The organism is Methylomonas koyamae, assembly GCF_019669905.1.
Classification (GTDB): domain Bacteria; phylum Pseudomonadota; class Gammaproteobacteria; order Methylococcales; family Methylomonadaceae; genus Methylomonas; species Methylomonas koyamae.
The window spans coordinates 49,432-70,479 of sequence record NZ_AP019777.1 but is presented as its reverse complement, the minus strand read 5'-3'; the positions used below and the strand labels follow the sequence as shown (position 1 = coordinate 70,479).

Genomic DNA, 21,048 nt, shown 5'->3' with positions numbered 1-21,048 from the left:
TGCGGCTATAATAGCACCCTTCGAATCACGGATTACTTCACACAGCCATGCAATTACCCAACTATTCCAACGCTCGGGTGCTGGTGGTCGGCGACCTGATGCTCGACCGCTACTGGCACGGTCCGACCTCGCGTATTTCTCCGGAAGCGCCGGTGCCGGTAGTGCATGTCAAACAGGACGAGTTCCGCGCCGGCGGCGCCGGCAACGTCGCGCTGAACATCGCCGCGCTGGGAGGCAAAGTCTCGGTGCTAGGCTTTACCGGCGAAGACCAGGCGGCCAACGCGCTGGAAAAATTGCTGAAGGACGCCGGGGTGTTGTGCCTGTTCCAAGCGATCCCGAATTACCCGACCATCACCAAACTGCGGGTGATGAGCCGCCACCAGCAACTGATCCGGCTGGATTTCGAGGACGGCTTTCACCAAATCGACAGCGATCCGTTACTGCACCTGTACCACGCCGAGCTGATGCAATCGCAAGTGGCGGTGTTGTCCGATTACGGCAAAGGCACGTTAAACAAAGTGCAGCAATTCATCGCGCTGGCCCGGCAATTGAGAAAACCGGTACTGGTCGATCCGAAAGGCAGCGATTTCTCGATTTACCGCAACGCAACCTTGATTACGCCGAACCTGGGCGAATTCGAAGCGGTGGTCGGCCGCTGCAACGACGAGGCGCAGATCGTCGAACGCGGCCTTAATCTGATCGAGACCCTGCAACTGGACGCGCTGCTGGTCACCCGCGGCGAACACGGCATGAGTCTGCTCAGCAAAGATGCCGAACCGCTACATTTGCCGACCCATGCCCGCGAGGTGTTCGACGTCACCGGCGCCGGCGACACGGTGATTTCGGTATTGGCCGCCAGCCTGGCGGCGAAAAAACCGCTGGCGGAGGCCACGCAACTGGCCAACATCGGCGCCGGCATCGTGGTCGGCAAAATGGGTACCGCCACGGTCGATACCGACGAACTGGCCGCCGCGCTGCAAGGCCCGCGGGCGCGGCACAAGGGCGTCTGCACCTTGCCGGAACTGCTGAAGGAACGCGCCGCCGCCAAACAAAACGGCGAAAAAATCGTCGCCACCAACGGCTGTTTCGACATCCTCCACCCCGGCCACGTCCGTTACTTGCAGCAAGCCAAAACCCTGGGCGACCGCCTGGTGGTGCTGGTCAACAGCGACGATTCGGTCAAGCGTCTGAAAGGCCCGGAGCGTCCGGTCAACGATCTGGCTCACCGGATGGAAATGCTGGCGGCGCTGGAGTGCGTGGACTGGGTGGTGGAGTTCGCGGAAGACACGCCGAAGCAAGCCATCGACCAATTGTTGCCCGACATTCTGGTCAAAGGCGGCGACTATACCGACATCACCAGCATAGCCGGCCACGACAGCGTACTGGCGGCAGGCGGCGAAGTGAAAATACTATCGTTCATCGAAGGCCATTCCACCACCGGCATCATCCAGACCATCCGCGATAAATCCCGGCCGTGATGGCGCTGGCCGTACGCTAAGCCGGATCTTCCGCTGCGAACGGCAAGCAGTACTGGTCGCCCTCGCGCGCCAGCCAAACCGGAAATCCTAAATGCCCGGCCTGCAACAGGCCGGAATAAATTGTATCCAGCTCGGCGTCGCTGCGGGTCGGTTCATGGTGGGTCAGAAACAATTGCTTAACGTTGGCCTGGGTTGCAATGTCTAACGCCGAGCGGTAGGTGCCGTGGCCCCAGCCGTGGCGGTCGGCGTATTCGGCGTCGGTATAGGAGCTGTCGATGATCAACGCATCGACGCCGGCCATTGCGCCGACCACTTCTTCATTTTTCTGATCGATCAATTCCTGCATCGCCGAATAACCGGGGTGCTGCTCCGGATAGGGGTTCAGCGGCGGCTCGTAATCGCCGGTGAAGAACAGCGAACCGCCGCCGTCGTCGTCGACCCGGTAGCCGAAGTTGAATACCGGATGGTTCAACACGGTCGGCGTGACGCGGACGCTGCCGATCCGCACCGGTTCGCCGGCTTTCAATGTGGTGTAACACACCTCCGCCTTCAGTTGCGCTTCGCTGATCGGAAAATAGGCGTGCTGTAACTGCACCCGCATCGCCCGCTCGATACCCTGGTGGGTCACCGGTTCCAGGCCACCGTAGATGTTGATCCGGTTGCCGGGCCTGAACATCGGCAAAAAAAACGGCAAGCCCTGGATGTGGTCCCAATGGGTATGGGTGATCAAAATGTGGGCCGTCAGGTTGCGCTGATCGAGCAGCGTCTGCGCCAGGGCGTGAATGCCGGTACCGGCGTCGAGAATGATCAGATCGCCGGCGCTGCTGGTGATTTCGATGCAGGTAGTATTGCCGCCGTAGCGGACGGTCTTCGGCCCCGGCGTGGCGATCGAGCCTCTGACGCCCCAGAACTTGAACTTCATACCGGCCTAATGCGCCTCGTCCCAGTTGGCGCCGCTACCGGCTTCCACCAGCAACGGTACCGCCAACTCGGCAGCGGCGGACATGATGCCGGTGATGTTGGCGATGCTGTCCGCGAGAATGGGCTCGGCCACTTCGAACACCAGCTCGTCGTGCACCTGCATGATCATTTTCAGATCGGCACCGCTGGTTTCGATCCAGTCGTGGCAGGCCAACATCGCCCGTTTGATGATATCGGCGGCGCTACCCTGCATCGGCGCGTTGATCGCGGTGCGTTCGGCGTACTGGCGTTGGGCGGCGTTGCGGGCATTGATGTCCGGCAAATACAGGCGCCGGCCGAAGATGGTTTCGACGTAGCCTTGCTGCTTGGCCAATTCGCGCGTGCTATCCATGTAGTGCTTGACGCCGGGATACCGGCTGAAATACAGGTCGATGTAAGATTGGGCCTGATTGCGCGGCAGCCCCAGTTGCTGCGCCAAACCGAAGGCCGACATGCCGTAAATCAAACCGAAATTGATCGCTTTGGCCGAACGGCGCAAGTCGTGGGTGACCTGGTCCGGCGCCACCTCGAACACTTCGGCGGCGGTGGCGCGGTGAATGTCGGCGCCTGCGGCGAACGCGTTCAGTAAGCCGGCGTCGCCGGACAAATGCGCCATGATCCTGAGTTCGATTTGCGAATAGTCGGCCGCGACGATTTTGTAACCGGGCGGGGCGATAAAGGCCTGGCGGATTTTGCGGCCGTCTTCGCTGCGGATAGGAATGTTCTGCAGATTGGGGTCGGTGGACGACAAGCGCCCGGTCGCGGCCACCGCCTGATGGTAGGAGGTATGCACCCGCCCGGTTTTGGGATTGATCTGCTGCGGCAACTTGTCGGTATAAGTCGATTTCAACTTGCTCAGGCCGCGGTGCTCCAGGATCACGCGCGGCAGCGCGTAATCCACGGCCAGTTCCTGCAACACCGACTCGTCGGTCGAGGGCTGGCCTTTCGGGGTTTTCTTCAACACCGGCAGGTTCAGCCGGTCGTACAAGATTTCCTGAATCTGTTTCGGCGAACCCAGATTGAATGCCGAACCGGCCAAATCGTGGGCCTGGATTTCCAGGCCTATCATCCGGTCCGCCAGTTCCTGGCTTTGCTGAGCCAGCATGTCGCTGTCGATCAGCACGCCGTTTTCCTCGATTGCTGCCAGCACTTTGATCAACGGCAATTCGATGTCGTTATACAAAGCCCACAAGCTGGGCCGTTGCTGCAATTCGGCGGACAAGGTTTGGTGCAGGCGCAAGGTAATGTCGGCGTCTTCCGCGGCGTATTCGGTGGCGCGGTCGATAGCCACTTCGGCAAAGCCGATCTGCTTGGCGCCCTTGCCGCAAACGTCCTCGAAATGGATGGTGTCCACGCCCAGGTAATGTTTGGCCAGGTCGTCCATATTGTGCTTGGTCGCGGTGCTGTTCAGCACGTAGGATTGCAGCATGGTGTCGTGGCGAATGCCGCGCAGTGCAATGCCGTGATTGGCCAGCACGTGGGCGTCGTATTTCAAGTTTTGGCCAAGTTTGGCGCGGTCCGGATTTTCCAGCAGCGGTTTCAAGGCCTGCAAAACAGCCTGCCGATCCAATTGCGCCGGCACGCCGGGATAGTCGTGCGCCAGCGGCAAATAGGCGGCCTGTCCGGCTTCGATCGCAAACGAGACGCCGACGATCTCGGCTTCGCTGTAGTTCAGGCTACTGGTTTCGGTATCGAAGGCAAACAACTCGGCTTGTTCCAGCCGGGCCAACCACGCGTCGAACTCGGCTTGGCCGAGGATGGTTTGGTAGTCTTTTGCGACCGGCGCCGGTTTCGGCGCGGCGGCTGGTGCGGCCGGCTCGCCAGCGGTTACCGCCGCGTCGCCGTTCAGCGTTTTCAACCAACTGCTGAAACCCAAACTGCCCAACTGGTCCTTCAACGCGGCGATATCGGGAGCCTTGCGTTTCAGGTCGTCCAGGCTGTAATGCAAAGCCACGTCGCATTTGATCGTGGTCAGTTCCCGCGACAACGGCAGTTGGCCCAAGGCCTCGCGCAGGTTGTCGCCGATCTTGCCCTTGATGTCAGCGGCGCTGGCGATCAGATGGTCCAACGTGCCGTATTCCTGCAACCACTTGGCGGCGGTCTTCGGCCCGACTTTGGGCACGCCGGGGATGTTATCGACCGCATCGCCCATCAACGCCAGGTAATCGATGATCTGTTCGGGTTTGACGCCGAACTTTTCCTGCACGCCGGCAATGTCCATCACCGCGCCGGTCATCGAGTTTTCCAGAATGATCCGTTCGGTGACCAATTGCGCCATGTCCTTGTCGCCGGTGGAAATGATCACGTTGAAGCCCTGGCGGGCGGCATTCTGGGCCAGACTGCCCAGCACGTCGTCGGCTTCGACGCCGTGTTCGATGATCAGCGGCAGACCCAACGCGCGGATCAAGTCGTGCAAGGGTTGAATCTGCACCCGCAACTCGTCCGGCATCGGCGGCCGGTGCGCCTTGTATTGGTCGTACAACTCGTGGCGGAAGGTCTTGCCCGGCGCGTCGAACACGACCGCGAAATAGGGCGTGGCGTAATCGTTGATCAGCTTGCGCAGCATATTCGAAACGCCGTAAACGGCATTGGTCGGTTCGCCCTTGCTGTTGGTCAATGGCGGTACCGCATGAAAGGCGCGAAACAGAAAGGACGAACCGTCGACCAGAATCAGTTTATTGTTGGCGGAATCGGACATGTGCGATTAAAAGACAGATAGATGCCGGAACGATACAGGGCGAGCCAGAGCGCTGCAAGCGTAGAATTTCACACCCCGCCCATGCGCGCTTTTCTCGGCGGCGCTTGGCGCAGTAGACTATAGCAATCGGCAACTTAGCAGAGAACGGCCATGGCCCTTGCCAAACTTAAATCCCGCATCAGTCCCGAACAATATCTGGCCGGCGAACGCCAGTCCGAGCTTCGGCATCAATTAATCGACGGCGAAATCTATGCGATGACCGGCGGCAGCGAGAACCATAACTTGCTGGAAGGTAATATTTTCAATTTGTTCAAGAACGGCCTGAAAGGCAAGCCGTGCAAAACCTTCATGTCCGATATGAAACTGCGCATCGCCGACGATTTTTTCTACCCGGACGTAATGGTGGTTTGCGGCGAAGATAAGCAGGACAACTACTACAAAACCGCGCCGGTGGTGATCGTGGAAGTCCTGTCCAAAACCACCCGCAAATTCGACCAGACCGCCAAACGCCTGCGCTGCCAGACCATTCCGACGTTGGAAGAATACGTACTGGTCGAGCAGGATAAAGGCGAGATTCAGGTATTCCGCCGCAACCAGCATTGGCAGTCGTTTTATTACTATCTGGGCGACCAAATCGAATTCGCAGCGCTGGATCTCAGCCTGAGCGTGGCCGACATCTACGAGCAAGTCGATAACGAGGACGTCGCCGCGTTTAACCAAGCGCCGCCGGCCGAACCGTTGCTGTAACCGACGCCGTCAGGCCGGATTTTGCCGCGGCTGATCGACCAGTGCGGCAATGACCAAATCGCCGCTGACGTTCAAGGTAGTGCGGCACATGTCCAAAAACCGGTCCACCCCTAGAATCAGGCCCATGCCTTCGGCCGGGATGCCGACCTGCTGGGTCAAAATCATGATCAAAGGCAGCGAGCCGCCCGGTACGCCGGCGGTGCCGATGCCGGCCAGGATAGACATCAACACCACTTGCACCTGCTGCGCCAACGACAAATCTACGCCATAGACCTGAGCCAAAAACAACACGGTAATGCCTTCGAACAGCGCCGTGCCGTTCTGGTTGGCGGTAGAGCCTATGGTCAGTACGAAGCGCGACACTTCCGGGCGGAGCTTCAATTCCCGCTCCGCCAATTCCAAAGAACGCGGCAGCGTGGCGTTCGACGACGCGGTGGCGAAGGCGTACAGATACACGTCGCGGCATTGCCGAAAAAATTGCCAGGGCGCAATGCCGCCGAACAGCCGCAGCAGCGCGCTGTAAACCAAGCCCTGTTGCAACAGCAGGCCGGCAACCACCACCAACACGTAAAACCCCAGCGAGAACAAAATCTGGTGGCCGAATTTGAAGGTGGATTGAAACACCAACGCGAACACCGCCCACGGCGCAAACTGCATCGCCGCGTCGACCACGCGCAGACAGGCGGCATAAGTTTCTTCCAGCAATTCCAGCCAGCGCGACGGTTTGCCGCCATTCGCCGCCGCCAACGCCGCGCCGAACGCCAGCGAAAAAAACATCAACGACAGCATTTCGCCGTCCAAAGCCTGCACGGCGCTTTGGAGCGGATTTTTCGGGATGATCTCCAGCAACGATTGCACCACCGGCTTGGCTTGCGCCACGTTTTGGCTAATCTTGTGCACGCCGGCCGCGTCGCCGAGCATCTGCGAAATATCCAGACCGGTGCCTGGTTGCAACAGATTGACCAACGACACGCCGATCACCACCGACGCCGAACTGGCCATCACGGTGAACAGCAAAGTACGCTTGGCCACCCGCGCCAGACCGTGATGGCTGCTGAGCTGGTACACGCCAAGCATCAGGCCGCTCATTACCATCGGCACCACGATCATGAAAATCAAACGCAGGAAAATCTGACCGACGGGCTCCAGCAGGTAACGGTTGAACATCTGCAAGCCGCCGTTGCCGGCGAAACCGTGGCAAACCAAACCGGCAGCGGCGCCAAGCACGAGACTCAGCAATAAACGATGGTGGTGTTTCATAGCGCGGAATAGGCGAAAAGCGGAACGACCTTAAGTTGATATTGAACGTGCGAGTCGCGAGCGATAGGCTTCGCGTTGTTCAGCACATCTATGAGCTGGCTTCCCATATATTGCATAACGCCTGAGCCACAGGCAGTTTTGGAGTGAGCGGCAGCGAACGGAAAAACTGTCCTGTACAGCGATTTGTTAGCTTTCATGCTCCCACAAATACATGCTCGATTCTTTGTTGAGAATTTGCAATTTAAAAGATTTTGTACAAGAAGAAGCTGCAAACCCATAACAGACTTGAAGGGGCAATAAATGCTCCTCTCTGGGGTGGCAATAGCGAGCGGAAGGCGCTGCCTCCCAATTTATTAACCTTTTGGTTCTTTCTTCTTCCGAAATGCTTTTATTCGAACAAGTGTCAATCAACCAACGCTCAAATGACGTATTCGCATGCTGAGAATCTACCGTTTCCGGTGTAAAAAAGGCTCTCATATTGTGGAAGGAAAACCCCGAACCAATCAGAAGAATCGATGGATCGCTCAAGCCCTGGAGAGCACGCCCCAGATTAATGTGTACTAGAGGATCAAGGCCTTTAATGAGTGACAACTGCACGCAGGGTATGTCTGCTTCTGGATACATGATCTTTAACGGCACGAACAGCCCGTGATCGAATCCTCTGGCGCTGTCAGTACTCGCATTGATGCCTGCTTTTTCAAGTTGCCTGATGATGGAACTGGCTAGGGCCGGACTGCCGGGACAGGGGTATTTGATTTCATAGGACTCTGGCGGGAAGCCGCTGTAGTCGTAAATCAAACTTGGGTTTGCACCGGAAGTAACGGTTGCAATGCCAGCCTCCCAGTGCGCACTAACAACAAGAATTGCAGCAGGTTTAGAAATCCTTGCAGCGATTTCCTTCAGGCAAGAAACCATTTCGGTATGAGTACCGTCACCAAGAAGTGGCAGTGGGCCACCCCCGTGAGATAAGAACAATGCTCGACGTTGATTATTCATAAGTACTCTCTAGTGAAAGCTAACGATCGCCATAACCGGCGCGCAAATGCGGAGCGCAGCGTAGCTTTTGCGGGTCCGAGTTGATGGCGTTGTTAGGCGTCATTTTGGTGTTCACGTGAGTACTGCCAAAGCGCCATATCTAGCTCCCGCACTGTGAGCTGATGCTCCGCTGCGAGAGAACGGCAGGCTTTTGTGTAATTGATCCAGTAATGCGGGGTATAGACGGCCGGTTGCTTCAGACCAAGGCTCCAAATGGCCCTGAAATCTAAGATCGGGTAAGTTTCATCAACGCAAAAATGCAGCACTACTGATGCCGTGGGGTACTGAACGCCAGCAAGCAGCACAAGCGATCCGATGCGGGATTGCTCGTGTTTCGCACGAAACGCAAACTCGGTAATCTCCCGAACGAAATTCTCATCATTGTCCATAATAAGGGCCGCACGACGCCTCGACTTCCAGAGAGCAACTTCGTGGAGCTGGCTTCGTGTAAGGTGACCTTGTACTTTCGCTGCCTCCCGAATATGGGCGAGCTTGGGGTCGGCTTCGTAGTCGTAGCGTTCGATGTAAGACCGAATTTCTTCGATTGGTATGCGGAGAACTGGCTTCATATGATTGGACTCGCCTAACAAGTTATTAGATAGTTTCTGTCTATCTACCACGAAGCCTACGTCGCCACAATAAATTCGTAATCGGTAAGAATTTTCCCTTCCGTATATCATTCGAACTGCGCCGATACCGGTTTTTGCGGTCGTCATGTCAACCATTACCGCATCTCTTGGCCGGCAGTTTCAGCACAACGCAATCGGCGCCGCGTGCTTGACAGACTGCCCTGCGATTGTCATTAGCGGCTTCGGTTTTATCAGGATTTGTTTGACCCGTATGATGCGAACCCGAAGCCCACCGCAAGCTTTTACGCATTTGACGCAAAGTTGCAAAGCCACGGCCAATCCGAAACTCGGCGGCGGCGCCATCGTCGAGCAATGCCGAGAGTCAAGCCGTTTGTGGCGCGCCGTACCGGCGTTAGCCGAAGTCTCGGTCGCCGGACTCGACGACGATGCCGAGCGCAACGTCGAACTGAGCATGTCCCTGCATAACGAAGACTGTGAGTTCCCGGAATGGAATATCCGCAGTCTGTTTGCCGCTGCCGACGTCGCCATCCTACTCGGCGATCGAGTCAGTTTTTCCGGTTTGGGTTTGACCGCCAAGCTGGCCGGACGCTTACAATTGCGGAAGTCGGCCGACGCCACAAATTTGAACGGCTGCGTCGATATGACGGGAGGCCGCTACCGCAGTTACTGCCAGAGTTTGACGCTGTGCAAGGGTAAATTCCTGTTCAACGGCCCGCCGGCCGAGCCGTGGCTGGATGTGAAAACCTACCGTTTGTCGAAAGACCAAAAAATTACTGCGGTACTGGCCGTTAGCGGCCCGGCCAACGCGCCACAAAACCGGATTGCTCTGAACCGGAATTGCCGGAATCCGATGCCCTGGCTTATTCGATGGCTATATTCGCGTTAATAGTTGAATGAGATCGAAGCGGTCATCCCGGCATGGATTGCCGGGATCCAGGGCACAAGGATGTGTTGAAACTTTGCCATCCTTGGCTTCTGGGCCCCGGCAATCCATGCCGGGGCGACGCCAACTTACTAACGCGAACATAGCCTATTCGATCACCGGCTCCTCGCAGAGTCGGGCCAGCAAAAGCGTCGGCAATATGATCACCGGCTCCGCTCTGACCTACGTTGCCGGCCGGCTTTCCTGGCTTACCGAAAGCCTGGGCGTCGACGAATTCGATGTCCAACAGAGCCAAAATTTGTCGGACACCCTGGTGACTGCGGGCCATTACCTGACGTCGATTTTTTACGTCGGCACCAAGCTGGGCCTGTTCAATACGCAAGCGATCCTGGTGCTGAAGCACAAACTGGCCGATTCGATCAACGTCGAAACCCAATCCGGCGCCTCGTAACGGATCAAACTTAACTACGAATTCGATTCCGACTGGACCGGCTGCAGGGATGTCTGGCAATTCCACAGCCGATTTCCGACAATACGCTTGCAATCCACCGCTTGCCGTTTTTTAGGAGACTCGCCATGACCCAACCCATCGCCTGCGATTTGCACGATTATCTGGAAATTGCCTGTATGTACGGTTACCGCGTGCGGCTGACGTTGAAAGACGGCCGCATTATCGAAGCCAAAGCCGTCGATACCGGAACGACGGCGGACAAACGCGAGTATTTGCAACTCGATAGCGAGCGGGTCGAAACCCACTGCCTGGCAAAAATGGAAGTGCTGACGCCCAACGCCGCATTCGAAGAAGTGCGGTTTTGATCGCTTGCCGTGCTGCGCGATCCGGCCGGTTCGCGCTTGTCGCCGCAAAAGCTGGTCGACAAACGCGACAGTCCAACGGGGCTTAGGACTTTACCGGGCCGCACCGGCGCACGTTACGCCGTTAAAGTTGGCGCCGGAAAAAGCGGACGGTTTTCTGACGCGCGCTATAAGCTTGCTCAACCTCCGGAATCATCTCCACCGTACCGCCCCTACCCAAATGGGCGAAATTATCCGTGATCGCGATCGGCACCATTAGTCGGTCCCAAGCGTGGGTAGCATTCGGATAACTGACGACATCGACCAAGGCTTGTTCGTCGGCCGGAAGAACGGCTTTCAAGGCATGACACGGCGCCGCGCTTTCGTCGTAACCATCCAGCTCGCCGATCTGAATCATCACCGGCGCGCCGGTCAACGGGTTGCCGTTTTGGCTGCCGAAGCTGAAATACGGCAAACGCGGATTGTTGTATCCGTAACACAACGGATAATTGGCGACATGTGCTTTAAACCGGCGGCCGTCGCCGTAGTGCTGCGTCACCTGCTCGGTAGCGCTGGCCAAGGTCATGATCGCACCCCAGGAAAAACCCATTACGCCAATACGCTCCGGGTCTATTCCTTCCTGCTCGCTCAAAAACGCCAGTGCGGCAAAGGCGTCGGGATAGGTCAGAATAGGTAATAGCGGGCGATTGGCGGGGGACGTAACGCCGCGCGCTTCCCACATGTCGATTTCCAGCGTGGCGATCCCGGCTTCCAGCAATTCGCCGGTATAGAAATCGCCGCGGGAATCGATGCCGGCGGAACCATGCAAAATCACAACTGCCGGCAAACCGCCACGGCAATGGCGTTTGGCCGGTATCGACAGTTTGGCTTTAACGGTTAACGGCCCCTGACTGACCACACCGCCCGGCACGGCGGGATCGAATGCCAATTTTTCCGATTGGATCTCGACAAACTCGATTGCCGGCCGGCGTTGCTCGGCGCAGTTCGGACGGTCGTGAGCCTGAACCCCGATGAAGGCATTCGCCATTAAAAAGCCCGCCAATACGGCGTAGCGACATATTTTCATAATCGTTTCCTCTGCAGATGGATTTAACACCAAACCGGGCGCTCCGGATTCTAGCCTTTATACTAAGGCGCAGAAGAGTATGGTCTCTCCCGGCAAAACGCAGTTGCCGCTCAACCGGGGCGGCGCAGAGTTCAAATCAAGAGGTGGGTAAAATTGCCAAACCGGCGCAAGACTAGCCGCAGCTGCTTCCGCCAAATTAGTTAGTCGAACCGGCCTTCTGCGTGTAGGAAAGAATTTTATTGACGTTAAACCCCACAACGGATTCGCGGCCTTCGGCTTTCAATTCCGTCCCTACCGGTAGACTCAATCTTGCATCTTTCGAGACGCAAAGCGCCTTTTCGCCGATCAACAACGGTCGGCCTTCGATTTCCGGCTTGGCGCATCTCCGCGAACCGCCGTAATGCCAGCCGGTTACTTCGAATACCTTGGTCGTTTCTACTCCGAATAAATACGTGTATCCGGCTGTAGCCTTAGGGTGGGCACGATTGAGTGCCCACGCGAGATTATTGGCCGATCAATTCCGAATGGAAACTCATAACTCCCCAATTAGGCTTCGCAAATCGCGGCTAAACAGGCCACCGTAAAATCCAATGGACATAAGAAATTCAGTTACCTGTAGGCCAGAATAAACCGAACGGCGTTTCTGGCAATTTAAAACCCGCCGGAAACGCTAACGCTTATTCCGGTCTACCGGGCTTATCGCGAAGCACTTATAAGTAATTAGAAATCGATATAACTTCCTTGGTTGCCAGCTATTTTAGTTGACGCTGAATCTAATCGGGCAAACGTAAACTACATATTTTCATTACTTGTTCGAAAGACGATATATCACATTGACGCTTTTGGACATTCTAATTCTCGAAGGGATATATGTAATCTTAGCTGTATCGCCTTCTTTATATTGAATTTTTTTAAACATCGGCGGTTTTGGATTAGCAACCCCAAAATACTCGTTTAAACCATGAAAACCGTCTTCCGAAATTGCATATGGATATTCTAATGAAGCATTCATACCATTTGCCATATTTTCGGCCTTAATTTGAGCGTCGGCGCAAGCTTCTTTAATTAAAGCAGATTCTATTTCCTTACGTTCAGCGATATCGAACTTTGTTTCTATGTCAGATACATTAGAAGTTCTTAGAAGTTCTTAGAAGTTTTTCCAGAAGCGATGTGTAATTATCGAGCGATGGCAATACAATAGAAATCTTTTGTTTCACTTCGTACCCCAATATTTTGAGCTCCGTATAATTGTTATCCTCACGCACAGCTGTTTTATTGATGTCGTAGGCCTCCAAATTATCTTTATGTAAGCCTAAGGAAAAGTAAAAATCAATAATTTCTAAGCTTTGTTTTTTCACAATAGTAAGAGATTTTTCAGGACTTTCGTCGAAAGCACCTACGCTAAATGTTATAGTTGCGATATTTGGCGGAATTTCTTTTTCGGCCGAACCTGTCGAGAATAAGACTGGAAAGTCAGGCCACTGCGTAGCGAATACTACCGCTGTATATAAAAACAAGAAAATAAATGTCGGCAGACGTTTTTGCATATCTTTTCCAAAATAGTTTGGCGCTCGATAAGAAGATTATTTCGCCGTAATATTACCAGCCACCCCATTACCCCTGACCGCCTCGTTATACATATCAAACCCGCTGGCCGGCGGGATCGAGGCGATGCCGGGGCGGGCGACTTTCCAGACTTGGTATAGTTTCAATTCGGCGCCGGGTTGCAGTTTGGCGACGCGGACGATGCGATCCGGGTAGCGTTGGGTTTCCTTCACGCTGGCCCAATAGCTGTCGTCGCCGGCTTGCAGTTTGGCGTCGGCCAGGTAGGTCTGGTCGTTTTCCTGGCCTTCCGCCAGCGACGGGATGCCGTCTTCGACGACGACGAAGTCGCTGCCGGCCGGCAAGCGGCTGGGGTCGTCGTTGCGTTTGATTTTGACCTCGCTGACCACGACATCGCCGACATGCAGCGCCTGGCTCAGGTCGACCGCTTCGCTGCCGCTGCCGGTAATCCGGCGGAAACTACGCTCCACATTCAAACCGGTGTCACGGGCGACGACGGCCGGGTACGGCAGTTCCACTTGTAACGTGGCCGAAGCCATGTCGGTGTCGTTGAGATCGGCGATACGCAGATCGGCCAGTTCGCCGGCCGCCGGCAGCTTATCGAAGCGACCCAAGTAACCGCCAGGGATGCGTTGCAAGTTGCCCAGGGCACCGACCGCGCCGGCGACTTTCAGGGTTCGGGCTTTTTGGCTTTGCGCGGCGGCGGCTTCCTTGCTCAATAACTCGCGGGTGTTGAAGATGACTTGCGCGGTGTCGTAGGTAGAGACCCAGTAACCGTGTTGCTGGCTTTGCAGCAATAGCCGCTTCAGTTTGGTTTCCAATGCCGGCGGCAAGTCGGCAGCGGCCTGCAACGCGCCGAGGCCGGCCGAAACCACACTGGGCAAGCCGAAGCGGAAGCCGAGCCGGTCGGCCAACTGGCCGCGCTGGCTTTGATAATTGGCCGGATCGATGGCCTCCAGCGCCTGTTGCAGGCGTTTGCTCAGACGCTTGGCCAGATCGGGCTGGTTTTTCATTTGCTGGTTGAAGGCATGCCAGCTTTGGTTTCGGTAGGCCGTCAATATGCGTAGCGCCGCCGTCAAATCCTCGCTGCCGGCTTGCGGGTCGGCGGCGACTTTTTCGACGAACTCGGCCTGCCGCTCCCACGGCGCCTGATAGATGTAACCGACCGCCGAATAGCCGGCCAGCGTAAAGCCGTCCAGTACCTGGTCGGTATTGGCTTGCTGGGCCAGCCAATCCGAGCCTTTGTTATAAGCCGAAGTGGTACCTTCCAGTTTCAGTTCCTCGGCGTATTTCAAGGCCTGCATCGCGATCAGCGTGACCGGCAGGCTGGGCTCGGCATCGCTGGGCCACAACGCAAAGCCGCCGTCGGCTTTCTGGTTTTGGATCAGTTTGCGGATGCCCAGCGCGGCGTTCTGTTTGGCGCGTTGCAAGGTTTTTTCCAACGGCCCGAGTTGCTCGGGCTTGAGTCCGGCGCGTTCGATCAAGTCCAGCAATACCAGATTCGGCACCGTGCTGTGCGCCAATTGTTCGGTGCAACCGTAAGGGTATTGCACCAGCATAGACGCCGCCTGCAAGGCCGCACCGAGCAGGCCGGAATTGACCCGTACGGTCAGTTGCGCAGGCTGGGCTTGCTCGGGGATATCGAAATACAACCCGCCGTCGCGCCGTTCCGCGGCATAGACTTGCGGCATGGCCGCGGCTTGAATCGGCAGATCGAATTCCTCGGCGCCGCCAACCTTGACCGTGCTCGGCGCAGTCAACGCCGCTTTTAACGTGGCATTACCGGGCTGCGGGCCGGCAGTCAGGCGTAGCGGCCACAATTGCTCCGCCTTGGCGGCCAATTCGGCATTCGGCGTTAAATTGATGTCCTGACCTAGCAGGTTGTCGGTCAAACTTAAATTTCCGGCGACTTTGACCGGACCCGGCCAATGGCTGGTCAATTTCACCGCCAATTCCACCTCGTCGCCGCTGCGTAAAAATTGCGGGCCGACCATATCGACCGCGATGTCGGTTTTGGTGCGGAACTGGCCGGTGGTTTCGCCGACGCGGCCGTCTTTGTCGCTGGCGACGGCGGTGACCAGCCATTCGGTGACGTTGGCCGGCATATCGACGTTAATCGTCGCCACGCCGGCGGCGTCGGTGACCACGTGCGGAAACCAGCCGGCGGTGTCGCGCATGGCTTTTTTCGCCAGTTTGCTTTGGCTTTTCAACGCGCTGAGCGCGAAATTGGGCTTACGCAGCAAGTCGGCGTAGCCGTAGCCTTGCAGGTCGTCGGAATAGTAGGTCGACAAATTGCTGCGTTGCAGCGGATAGAAAAAGTCGAAAATGCCGGGACGGAATTCGGCTTGTACTGCGTAGACGGCGCGATCGACGATCGATACCGCCAGTTCGGTATTCGCGGCCGGGCTGCCGTCGGCGCGTTTGACCTGCAATTTGATTTGGGTGGGTTTAAGCGGTTCGGCTTCGGCTTGGGCCGGTTCGATGGCGATTTGCAACCGCTTCTCCCACGGCACGATGCGGAAGCCCAAAGTTTGTTCTTTGTATTTGCCGCCAGCCACCGGCACCGTGACGGTGTGGTAAAAGCCGGTGCCGTATTCGGGTTTGGCGGTCACTTCGAACCAACGGCTGCGGCCCTGCACTTGGGCGCTGCGGCTATCGAACAATTTGGCGCCAGCCAGGGTTTCCCAAATTTCGCCGCTTTCGTTGTTGCCCCACGCCTTGGGCAGCAAGGCAAAGACTTTGGCTTGCTCGCCGGGGCTGAGGATGGTGGTCGGCGTGTACAGCTCCAACTCCGGGTTGTCGGCTACCGCTTCGCCGCCGCTGCCGGCCACGATCAAGGTCGCCGGTTGCGAGGTAGCGCTATGGCTCATCGCCCGGCCGTCCAAACTTTCCAGCCGGGCGACCGCGGTTAGCCGCCCAAATTCTTTCAAGGCCGGCACACTGAGTTTTTGTTGGCCGTTGGCGTCGGTGGCGATATCCAGTTTCACCAGACTGCGCTTGCCGCTGCCGGGTTGTTCCAAGGTCACGTCCAGCACGCCGCCGGCCTTGGCTGCCGGTTTGCCGTCGGCATAACTGGACTGCAACAGAATCTGCAAATCCTGATCGCCGACCGCCGCCACGGTTTTATTAAATCTGAGCGCCGGCTGGGCTTCGGCCAAGGTAGCGTAAATGCTGTCGGTCAAAATCGCGCTGCCGCCGGCGGCGTCCTGGGCGCGCACCATCAGGGTGTAAATCCATTCCTGATTGGCTTGATCCTGGTCGGCAACCGGCACGATAAATTCGAAACTGCCGTCGCCGTCGTCGGCCAATTTAGCGGCGGTTTCCCACGGGTTGCTGGCTTCGGCGGCTTGGCGGGCCTCGATCGAACTGAACAGGCGCTGCGGCTGGGTCAACGGCGCGGCGGATTTGACCTGGCCGAAATAGTCGTTGCCGGCGGATAGCCCGGCGCCGGCTTCGACGACGAACTGCGGCGCCTCGAACTTCTTGCGGTACAGAAACACTTCGAATTTGACGTTCTGCGGCGCGCCGCCGCTGTAACGTTTGGCGCGGAACTTCAGATTGAACGGCTGGCCGGCCTGCACGCTGGGGCTACGTTCCAGCCATTCCAGATAAAACGTCGGCTTGATGTAATCGCGCACCCGGAATTCGCCGCCGTAGGCTTTGTGGTCGATCTCGGCCAGCAAGCGGTACAAGCCGGGCGTCTGGCCGGGATCGAGCTCAAAGCCGCCGGAGAACGAGCCGAAATCGGTTAGCTGGGTTTGGCCTTGTAAACCGGTGGCGTTGCCGTCGGCGCGGATCAGGGATACGTCGGTTTGTTTGGATTGAAACGGCGGTATTTTTAGCTGGCCGTCCTGCAAATTGCGGACGATGCCTTTATAGAAAAAGGTTTCGCCGGGTTTGAAGATCGGCCGGTCGGTCATCACGAATACCGCATCGTCCTTGGCTTGGGTCGGCAAAAAGTCGGTGCCGGTCAGCGCGGTTCGCACCGCCTCGCCCGGCTTGGCGGCCGGCGCATCGACCCGGACCAGCAACTTGCCGTCCAACACGCCGTCCGGGTTGTCGAAACGCAGTTCGCCGGCAGCGTCGGTCGTTCCGGGCAGCGTTTGCCAACGGCCGCGGCCGTCGCGGATACTGACTTTGGCATTGGCGAGAGCTTGCAAATCGCGGTTCATTGCCCGCACCAGCAACTGCGCGCTGGATTGCTTGACTTGCACCGCTAAACTGCTGACCTGAATCAGGCATTGCGCTTCGGTCTTGCCTTGCACCGCTTGCAGCAGGTACAGGCCGTCCGGCAGCGGCTCGAGCGCAATCTGGCGGACTTTGTAGCGGTGTTCGCTCCAGGTATCCTCGTTAAACCACCAGCCCAGATCGTGGGTTTGCTGGCCGTTGCGCAGCAAGTCCAGATAGGCTTCCTTGACCACCCTAAAGCCCTTGGGCGGCGCCACCAAAATTTGCTGCGGTACCGCCGCCAACGGCTTGTCGGTCACGGTCAGCACCGAGCCACTGAACGCTGTGTCTTTCAAGGATTTGCGAAACTCCACATCCAGCATGCCGCGTAGCAGTTTCAGCGGCGATTGGGCATGGTTCAAGCCCTTGGCGAAATAGTGGCCGGGGTTGAGTTCGCTGACCGGTTGTTCGTAGCTGCGGCTGACGTTGAACTGGCCGTCGAGAAAGTTTTCCAGGTTATCGGCTTTTAGCACCCGGATCAGCATCGGCTGGTCGGTGACGGTATAGTCCAGGCGGATGCTGGGCGCTTCGGTGTTGCTGAAGCTGCGTTCGGCGGTCAGGTAGAACGGGCTGCCGGCAAGGGCGGCGTAGGGCACCAGCGTTATCGCCAGCCAAATGACCGCGGCAAATCCGGCCGGCCGGTTACGCAAAACCGCATTCAGAAATCGGTACATATCAACGCCTCCCGGCCGACGATTATCGATTGCCGGTTTCCGAAGCAAACGCGCCGCCCGTACCGGTATTATTTCCGCAGTAGCATAGCCGCTAAATGGAGAAATGAAACGCTTATGTATCGACCCGGCAGCCGTTTAGCGGGGTACTTTTCAAACAGGGGCGTGGAAATCGAGTTGCTTCATTTAACGGCATTGGCCGACACCCTCTTGGACATAATCGAATAAATCCAACTGCCGGTGAGGCTTCAAGGTGGCGTCGCCGCTATCCAGGCCGGATAGCGTGACGCCGAGCAAACGGACCTTACTGGAACCGACGCCGGTGTTTTTTACTAACTCGGTAAGCAGTGATGCACACGCCGGATTATCCGCGACCGGTTCGGATAACGTGCGGCTGCGGGTGATTTGCACGAAATTCTGGAATTTGATTTTTACCGTCAAGGTATACGCAGTCATGCGCTTTTCCGCCAACCGTTGCAAAGCGGTGCGCATCAGATCCTGCAACTGGCGCTGAATCGCGCCGAGGTCCGCCAAGTCCTGTTCGAAGGTGGTTTCGACGCCGACCGACTTGCGCGGCCGGTAGGCGTTGACCGGGCGCAAATCGATACCGCGGGCGATGTCGAAATAATGCCGAGCTGCCTTGCCGAAATGCTGGTGCAATACCGGCAGCGGCACGGCTTTCAAATCCTTGCCGGTATTGATGCCTAACTCGCGCATTTTTTGTTCGGTGGCCGGGCCGATGCCGTGGAACCGGCCGATATCCAAGCGCTCGGCAAATTCGGGCCCTTGTTCCGGCGCGATCAGATACAGTCCGTCCGGCTTGCCCATGTCCGAGGCAAGTTTGGCCAGAAATTTATTGTAGGAAACGCCGGCCGATGCAATCAGCCGGGTTTGTTTCAGGATGTCTTGTTTGATTTGCTTGGCCAACAGCGTGGCCGAGCCTTGGCAAAGCTCGGTGTCGCTGACGTCCAAGTAGGCTTCGTCCAGAGATAGCGGTTCGATGCAGTCGCAGTAACGGGCGAACACGCTACGGATGATTGCCGAGGCTTCGCGGTAGGCGTCGAAACGTGGCTTGATAAAGATGGCCTGCGGACAAAGCCGGTAGGCGTGGGCGGATGGCATGGCCGAGCGTACGCCGAATTGGCGGGCTTCGTAACTGCAGGTGGCGACCACGCCGCGCGAGTCGGGTCTGCCGCCGACGATCACCGGTTTGTTCCGGTATTGCGGGTGATCGCGTTGTTCGACCGCCGCGTAAAACGCATCCATATCGATGTGGATGATTTTGCGCGGACGGTCGTCCATGGGGGCTTAGGGTTTGTCGAGCAACTCCAGCTTGGCGGTTTCGTTCCAATCGGAAAACGGAAACGGCAATTGCTCGGTATTGAAAGTCAAAAACAGCAGGATGTGGTAGTGGTAGGTCGACAAGCTGCGGCCGAAGTTGAGAATGTTGGCGTTGGCGGCGCCGGTAAACAGTACCGAACCGACCTGCAGCAAAATCACCAGCCACAACAGCAGTTTGACCAAACTGTCTATTGCGGCGAAAACCAACATAAATATCACCCGTTTCCAGGTTTCGATTTTTTTCAGATTTTCGTTGATTTGTTCCTGCATGGCCGCGGTTTAACCTCTGTTCATCACGTCGCGCAAGTCGAGTGCGGCAGCATTGGCACGGGCAATGTAGTTGGCCATGGCCAGCGAGTAGTTGGCAAAAATGCCGAAGCCGTCACCGTTCAGTACCACCGGGCTCAGCGTTGGCGTCAACGCGTTTTCCAGCGCCTGGATCATGTTATCCAGCGTATTCATTGCCCGCTTATCCAGCAGAATGTCGGAAAAATCGTGCTTGATCGCGCGCAGGATGTGCAGCAAGGCCCAGCAGGAGCCGCGCGCTTCGTAGAATACGTTATCGATTTCCATCCAAGGCGTCTGGCCGATGGTTGGCATGTTGATATCGACCGGGTTGGAAGGATCGCCGTGCGCGGCGCCGGCAAATTTATCGGTACTGGCGGCGAGACGGGTCGACAAACCACCCAGACGCTTGATCACGACCTCGGTGTATTGCCACAAGTTGTCGGCGCGGGAGTGGAATTGGGCCGCTCTCGAGGTCGAAGTCGGATTTTGCAGCCGCGACATATAGCCATGTAACGCCTCGATACCTTTAATATATTCCGACTCGGTGGACGGCAAGGCCCAGGAATTGCGCTCGTAATAAAAATAAGGTTCCGCTTTCGCTAAATCCGGGTCTTCCGCCGATTGCGACTGGTCTCTGGCAAAGTGGTTACGTAATGCGGTGGTGCCGTCGCGCAGCATAACCAAAGCGCCGTATTCGAAGTTCTGGATGTTGTCGCAGAACAGGCCCGGCGGGGCGACGTCGTTGGATAAATAACCGCCGGCTTTGAACAAAATCACGTCGGCGATGTGGGCCAGCGTATTGGCATAGACGTAACCGATCGGCATCTGGTCGGTATGGGTCACATTCATCCGTTCGATCGCTTCGTCCTGAACGTTGAACTGCGCGGGCTCCCGGCTCCACCATTCGCCTAAAATCAGCATGACCACAAGGACGATGCCTACCAGCGTACCGAATCCCCAGAGTATGCCTTTAGACTTACTGTCTTCTTCGAGTGCGAATGAATTGTCTGACATGTGTTACGTATCCGGATGAGAACAAAAAGGCCCTAGCGGCCGAATGCCGGCATGTTAGCACGGATTGTGATGGCTAGCTCGCTTTCAGTGTAGTTGCCGGGCGGCGTCGGCTTGGACGGCGGAGAACAGCGTCGGCGGCATCTGCACGAAGAAACCCTTGGCTTGCAGGCTGGCGATAACTTTGGCCGAATCGGCTCGCGCCAGCTTACGTTGCGGCGTCAGTTCCAACTCCATGACAAACTCCAAGCGGCCCAAACTTTTGTACAGTTCGGCCGGAATTGCCGAAAAATCGTCTTTTTTATCCAAATACAGGTAAAGTTCGTCCTTCTTCAGGCTCTTGTAGATAAAGCAGTTCATGTTTGCCACTCCTGAGGTAACCCTGCCAATTTTAACGGTTTTTGTTTAGAATTTTCA

Annotated in this window: 18 protein-coding genes; 5 read left to right on the top strand and 13 right to left on the bottom strand. The window is 56.8% G+C overall.

Annotated features, from left to right (window positions below):
- Positions 1–47: 47 nt before the first annotated feature.
- The gene (hldE, locus tag MKFW12EY_RS00320; RefSeq protein WP_054759171.1) at positions 48–1,478 is read left to right on the top strand and encodes a bifunctional D-glycero-beta-D-manno-heptose-7-phosphate kinase/D-glycero-beta-D-manno-heptose 1-phosphate adenylyltransferase HldE; all 1,431 of its coding nucleotides are present in this window, start codon (positions 48–50) and stop codon (positions 1,476–1,478) included.
- Between the two features lie 16 nt (positions 1,479–1,494).
- Here the strand turns inward: hldE and MKFW12EY_RS00315 are convergent, their stop codons facing one another.
- Entirely contained in the window at positions 1,495–2,400 is a 906-nt protein-coding gene (locus MKFW12EY_RS00315; protein WP_054759173.1) for an MBL fold metallo-hydrolase, read from the bottom strand.
- 6 nt (positions 2,401–2,406) lie between these two features.
- A complete protein-coding gene (gene polA / locus MKFW12EY_RS00310) occupies positions 2,407–5,136 on the bottom strand; it encodes a DNA polymerase I (RefSeq protein WP_221053801.1) in 2,730 nt (909 codons plus the stop codon).
- Positions 5,137–5,286: 150 nt separating this feature from the next.
- On the opposite strand from polA, the gene MKFW12EY_RS00305 reads away from it, so the two are divergent.
- Positions 5,287–5,883, top strand: a complete 597-nt coding sequence (locus MKFW12EY_RS00305; protein ID WP_054759174.1) for a Uma2 family endonuclease — start codon at positions 5,287–5,289, stop codon at positions 5,881–5,883.
- Positions 5,884–5,892: 9 nt separating this feature from the next.
- On the opposite strand, the gene MKFW12EY_RS00300 is transcribed toward MKFW12EY_RS00305, so the two are convergent.
- From MKFW12EY_RS00300 to MKFW12EY_RS00290, 3 genes are all read right to left on the bottom strand, one after another.
- A complete protein-coding gene (locus MKFW12EY_RS00300) occupies positions 5,893–7,143 on the bottom strand; it encodes a dicarboxylate/amino acid:cation symporter (RefSeq protein ID WP_054759176.1) in 1,251 nt (416 codons plus the stop codon).
- 186 nt (positions 7,144–7,329) lie between these two features.
- Positions 7,330–8,139 (bottom strand): DODA-type extradiol aromatic ring-opening family dioxygenase, encoded by an 810-nt coding sequence (locus MKFW12EY_RS00295; RefSeq protein WP_054759178.1) that lies wholly within the window; start codon positions 8,137–8,139, stop codon positions 7,330–7,332.
- A 92-nt stretch (positions 8,140–8,231) separates the two neighbouring features.
- Positions 8,232–8,903, bottom strand: coding sequence for a hypothetical protein (locus MKFW12EY_RS00290; protein WP_054759180.1), 672 nt, complete (start codon positions 8,901–8,903; stop codon positions 8,232–8,234).
- 115 nt (positions 8,904–9,018) lie between these two features.
- Between MKFW12EY_RS00290 and MKFW12EY_RS00285 the strand changes: the two genes are divergently transcribed.
- The 3 genes from MKFW12EY_RS00285 to MKFW12EY_RS00275 all read left to right on the top strand — a co-directional run bounded on the left by MKFW12EY_RS00285 (position 9,019) and on the right by MKFW12EY_RS00275 (position 10,467).
- Entirely contained in the window at positions 9,019–9,654 is a 636-nt protein-coding gene (locus tag MKFW12EY_RS00285) for a translocation/assembly module TamB domain-containing protein (protein ID WP_221053800.1), read from the top strand.
- Between the two features lie 7 nt (positions 9,655–9,661).
- On the top strand, positions 9,662–10,102 hold the full coding sequence (locus tag MKFW12EY_RS22945; protein ID WP_221053799.1) for a translocation/assembly module TamB domain-containing protein: 441 nt from the start codon (positions 9,662–9,664) through the stop codon (positions 10,100–10,102).
- Between the two features lie 125 nt (positions 10,103–10,227).
- Positions 10,228–10,467 carry a Rho-binding antiterminator gene (locus tag MKFW12EY_RS00275; RefSeq protein ID WP_054759186.1) on the top strand — a complete coding sequence of 80 codons (240 nt, stop codon included), beginning with the start codon at positions 10,228–10,230 and terminating at the stop codon, positions 10,465–10,467.
- Positions 10,468–10,588: 121 nt separating this feature from the next.
- On the opposite strand, the gene MKFW12EY_RS00270 is transcribed toward MKFW12EY_RS00275, so the two are convergent.
- The 8 genes from MKFW12EY_RS00270 to MKFW12EY_RS00235 all read right to left on the bottom strand — a co-directional run bounded on the left by MKFW12EY_RS00270 (position 10,589) and on the right by MKFW12EY_RS00235 (position 20,991).
- A complete protein-coding gene (locus MKFW12EY_RS00270; protein WP_221053798.1) occupies positions 10,589–11,530 on the bottom strand; it encodes a dienelactone hydrolase family protein in 942 nt (313 codons plus the stop codon).
- An 805-nt stretch (positions 11,531–12,335) separates the two neighbouring features.
- A complete protein-coding gene (locus MKFW12EY_RS23145; protein WP_256360486.1) occupies positions 12,336–12,629 on the bottom strand; it encodes an SIMPL domain-containing protein in 294 nt (97 codons plus the stop codon).
- 28 nt (positions 12,630–12,657) lie between these two features.
- Positions 12,658–13,077, bottom strand: a complete 420-nt coding sequence (locus MKFW12EY_RS23140) for an SIMPL domain-containing protein (RefSeq protein ID WP_054759190.1) — start codon at positions 13,075–13,077, stop codon at positions 12,658–12,660.
- A gap of 36 nt (positions 13,078–13,113) precedes the next feature.
- Positions 13,114–17,994 (bottom strand): MG2 domain-containing protein, encoded by a 4,881-nt coding sequence (locus tag MKFW12EY_RS00255; protein WP_221053797.1) that lies wholly within the window; start codon positions 17,992–17,994, stop codon positions 13,114–13,116.
- A 183-nt stretch (positions 17,995–18,177) separates the two neighbouring features.
- Positions 18,178–19,293: a DNA polymerase IV gene (gene dinB / locus MKFW12EY_RS00250; protein ID WP_221053796.1), complete on the bottom strand. Its 1,116-nt coding sequence runs from the start codon at positions 19,291–19,293 to the stop codon at positions 18,178–18,180.
- A gap of 6 nt (positions 19,294–19,299) precedes the next feature.
- Positions 19,300–19,602 carry a DUF4389 domain-containing protein gene (locus tag MKFW12EY_RS00245; protein WP_054759201.1) on the bottom strand — a complete coding sequence of 101 codons (303 nt, stop codon included), beginning with the start codon at positions 19,600–19,602 and terminating at the stop codon, positions 19,300–19,302.
- Positions 19,603–19,611: 9 nt separating this feature from the next.
- Complete coding sequence (locus MKFW12EY_RS00240; RefSeq protein WP_054759203.1) at positions 19,612–20,634, bottom strand: DUF2333 family protein; 1,023 nt, start codon at positions 20,632–20,634, stop codon at positions 19,612–19,614.
- An 84-nt stretch (positions 20,635–20,718) separates the two neighbouring features.
- Positions 20,719–20,991: a YcgL domain-containing protein gene (locus MKFW12EY_RS00235; RefSeq protein WP_054759205.1), complete on the bottom strand. Its 273-nt coding sequence runs from the start codon at positions 20,989–20,991 to the stop codon at positions 20,719–20,721.
- Positions 20,992–21,048 lie beyond the last annotated feature (57 nt).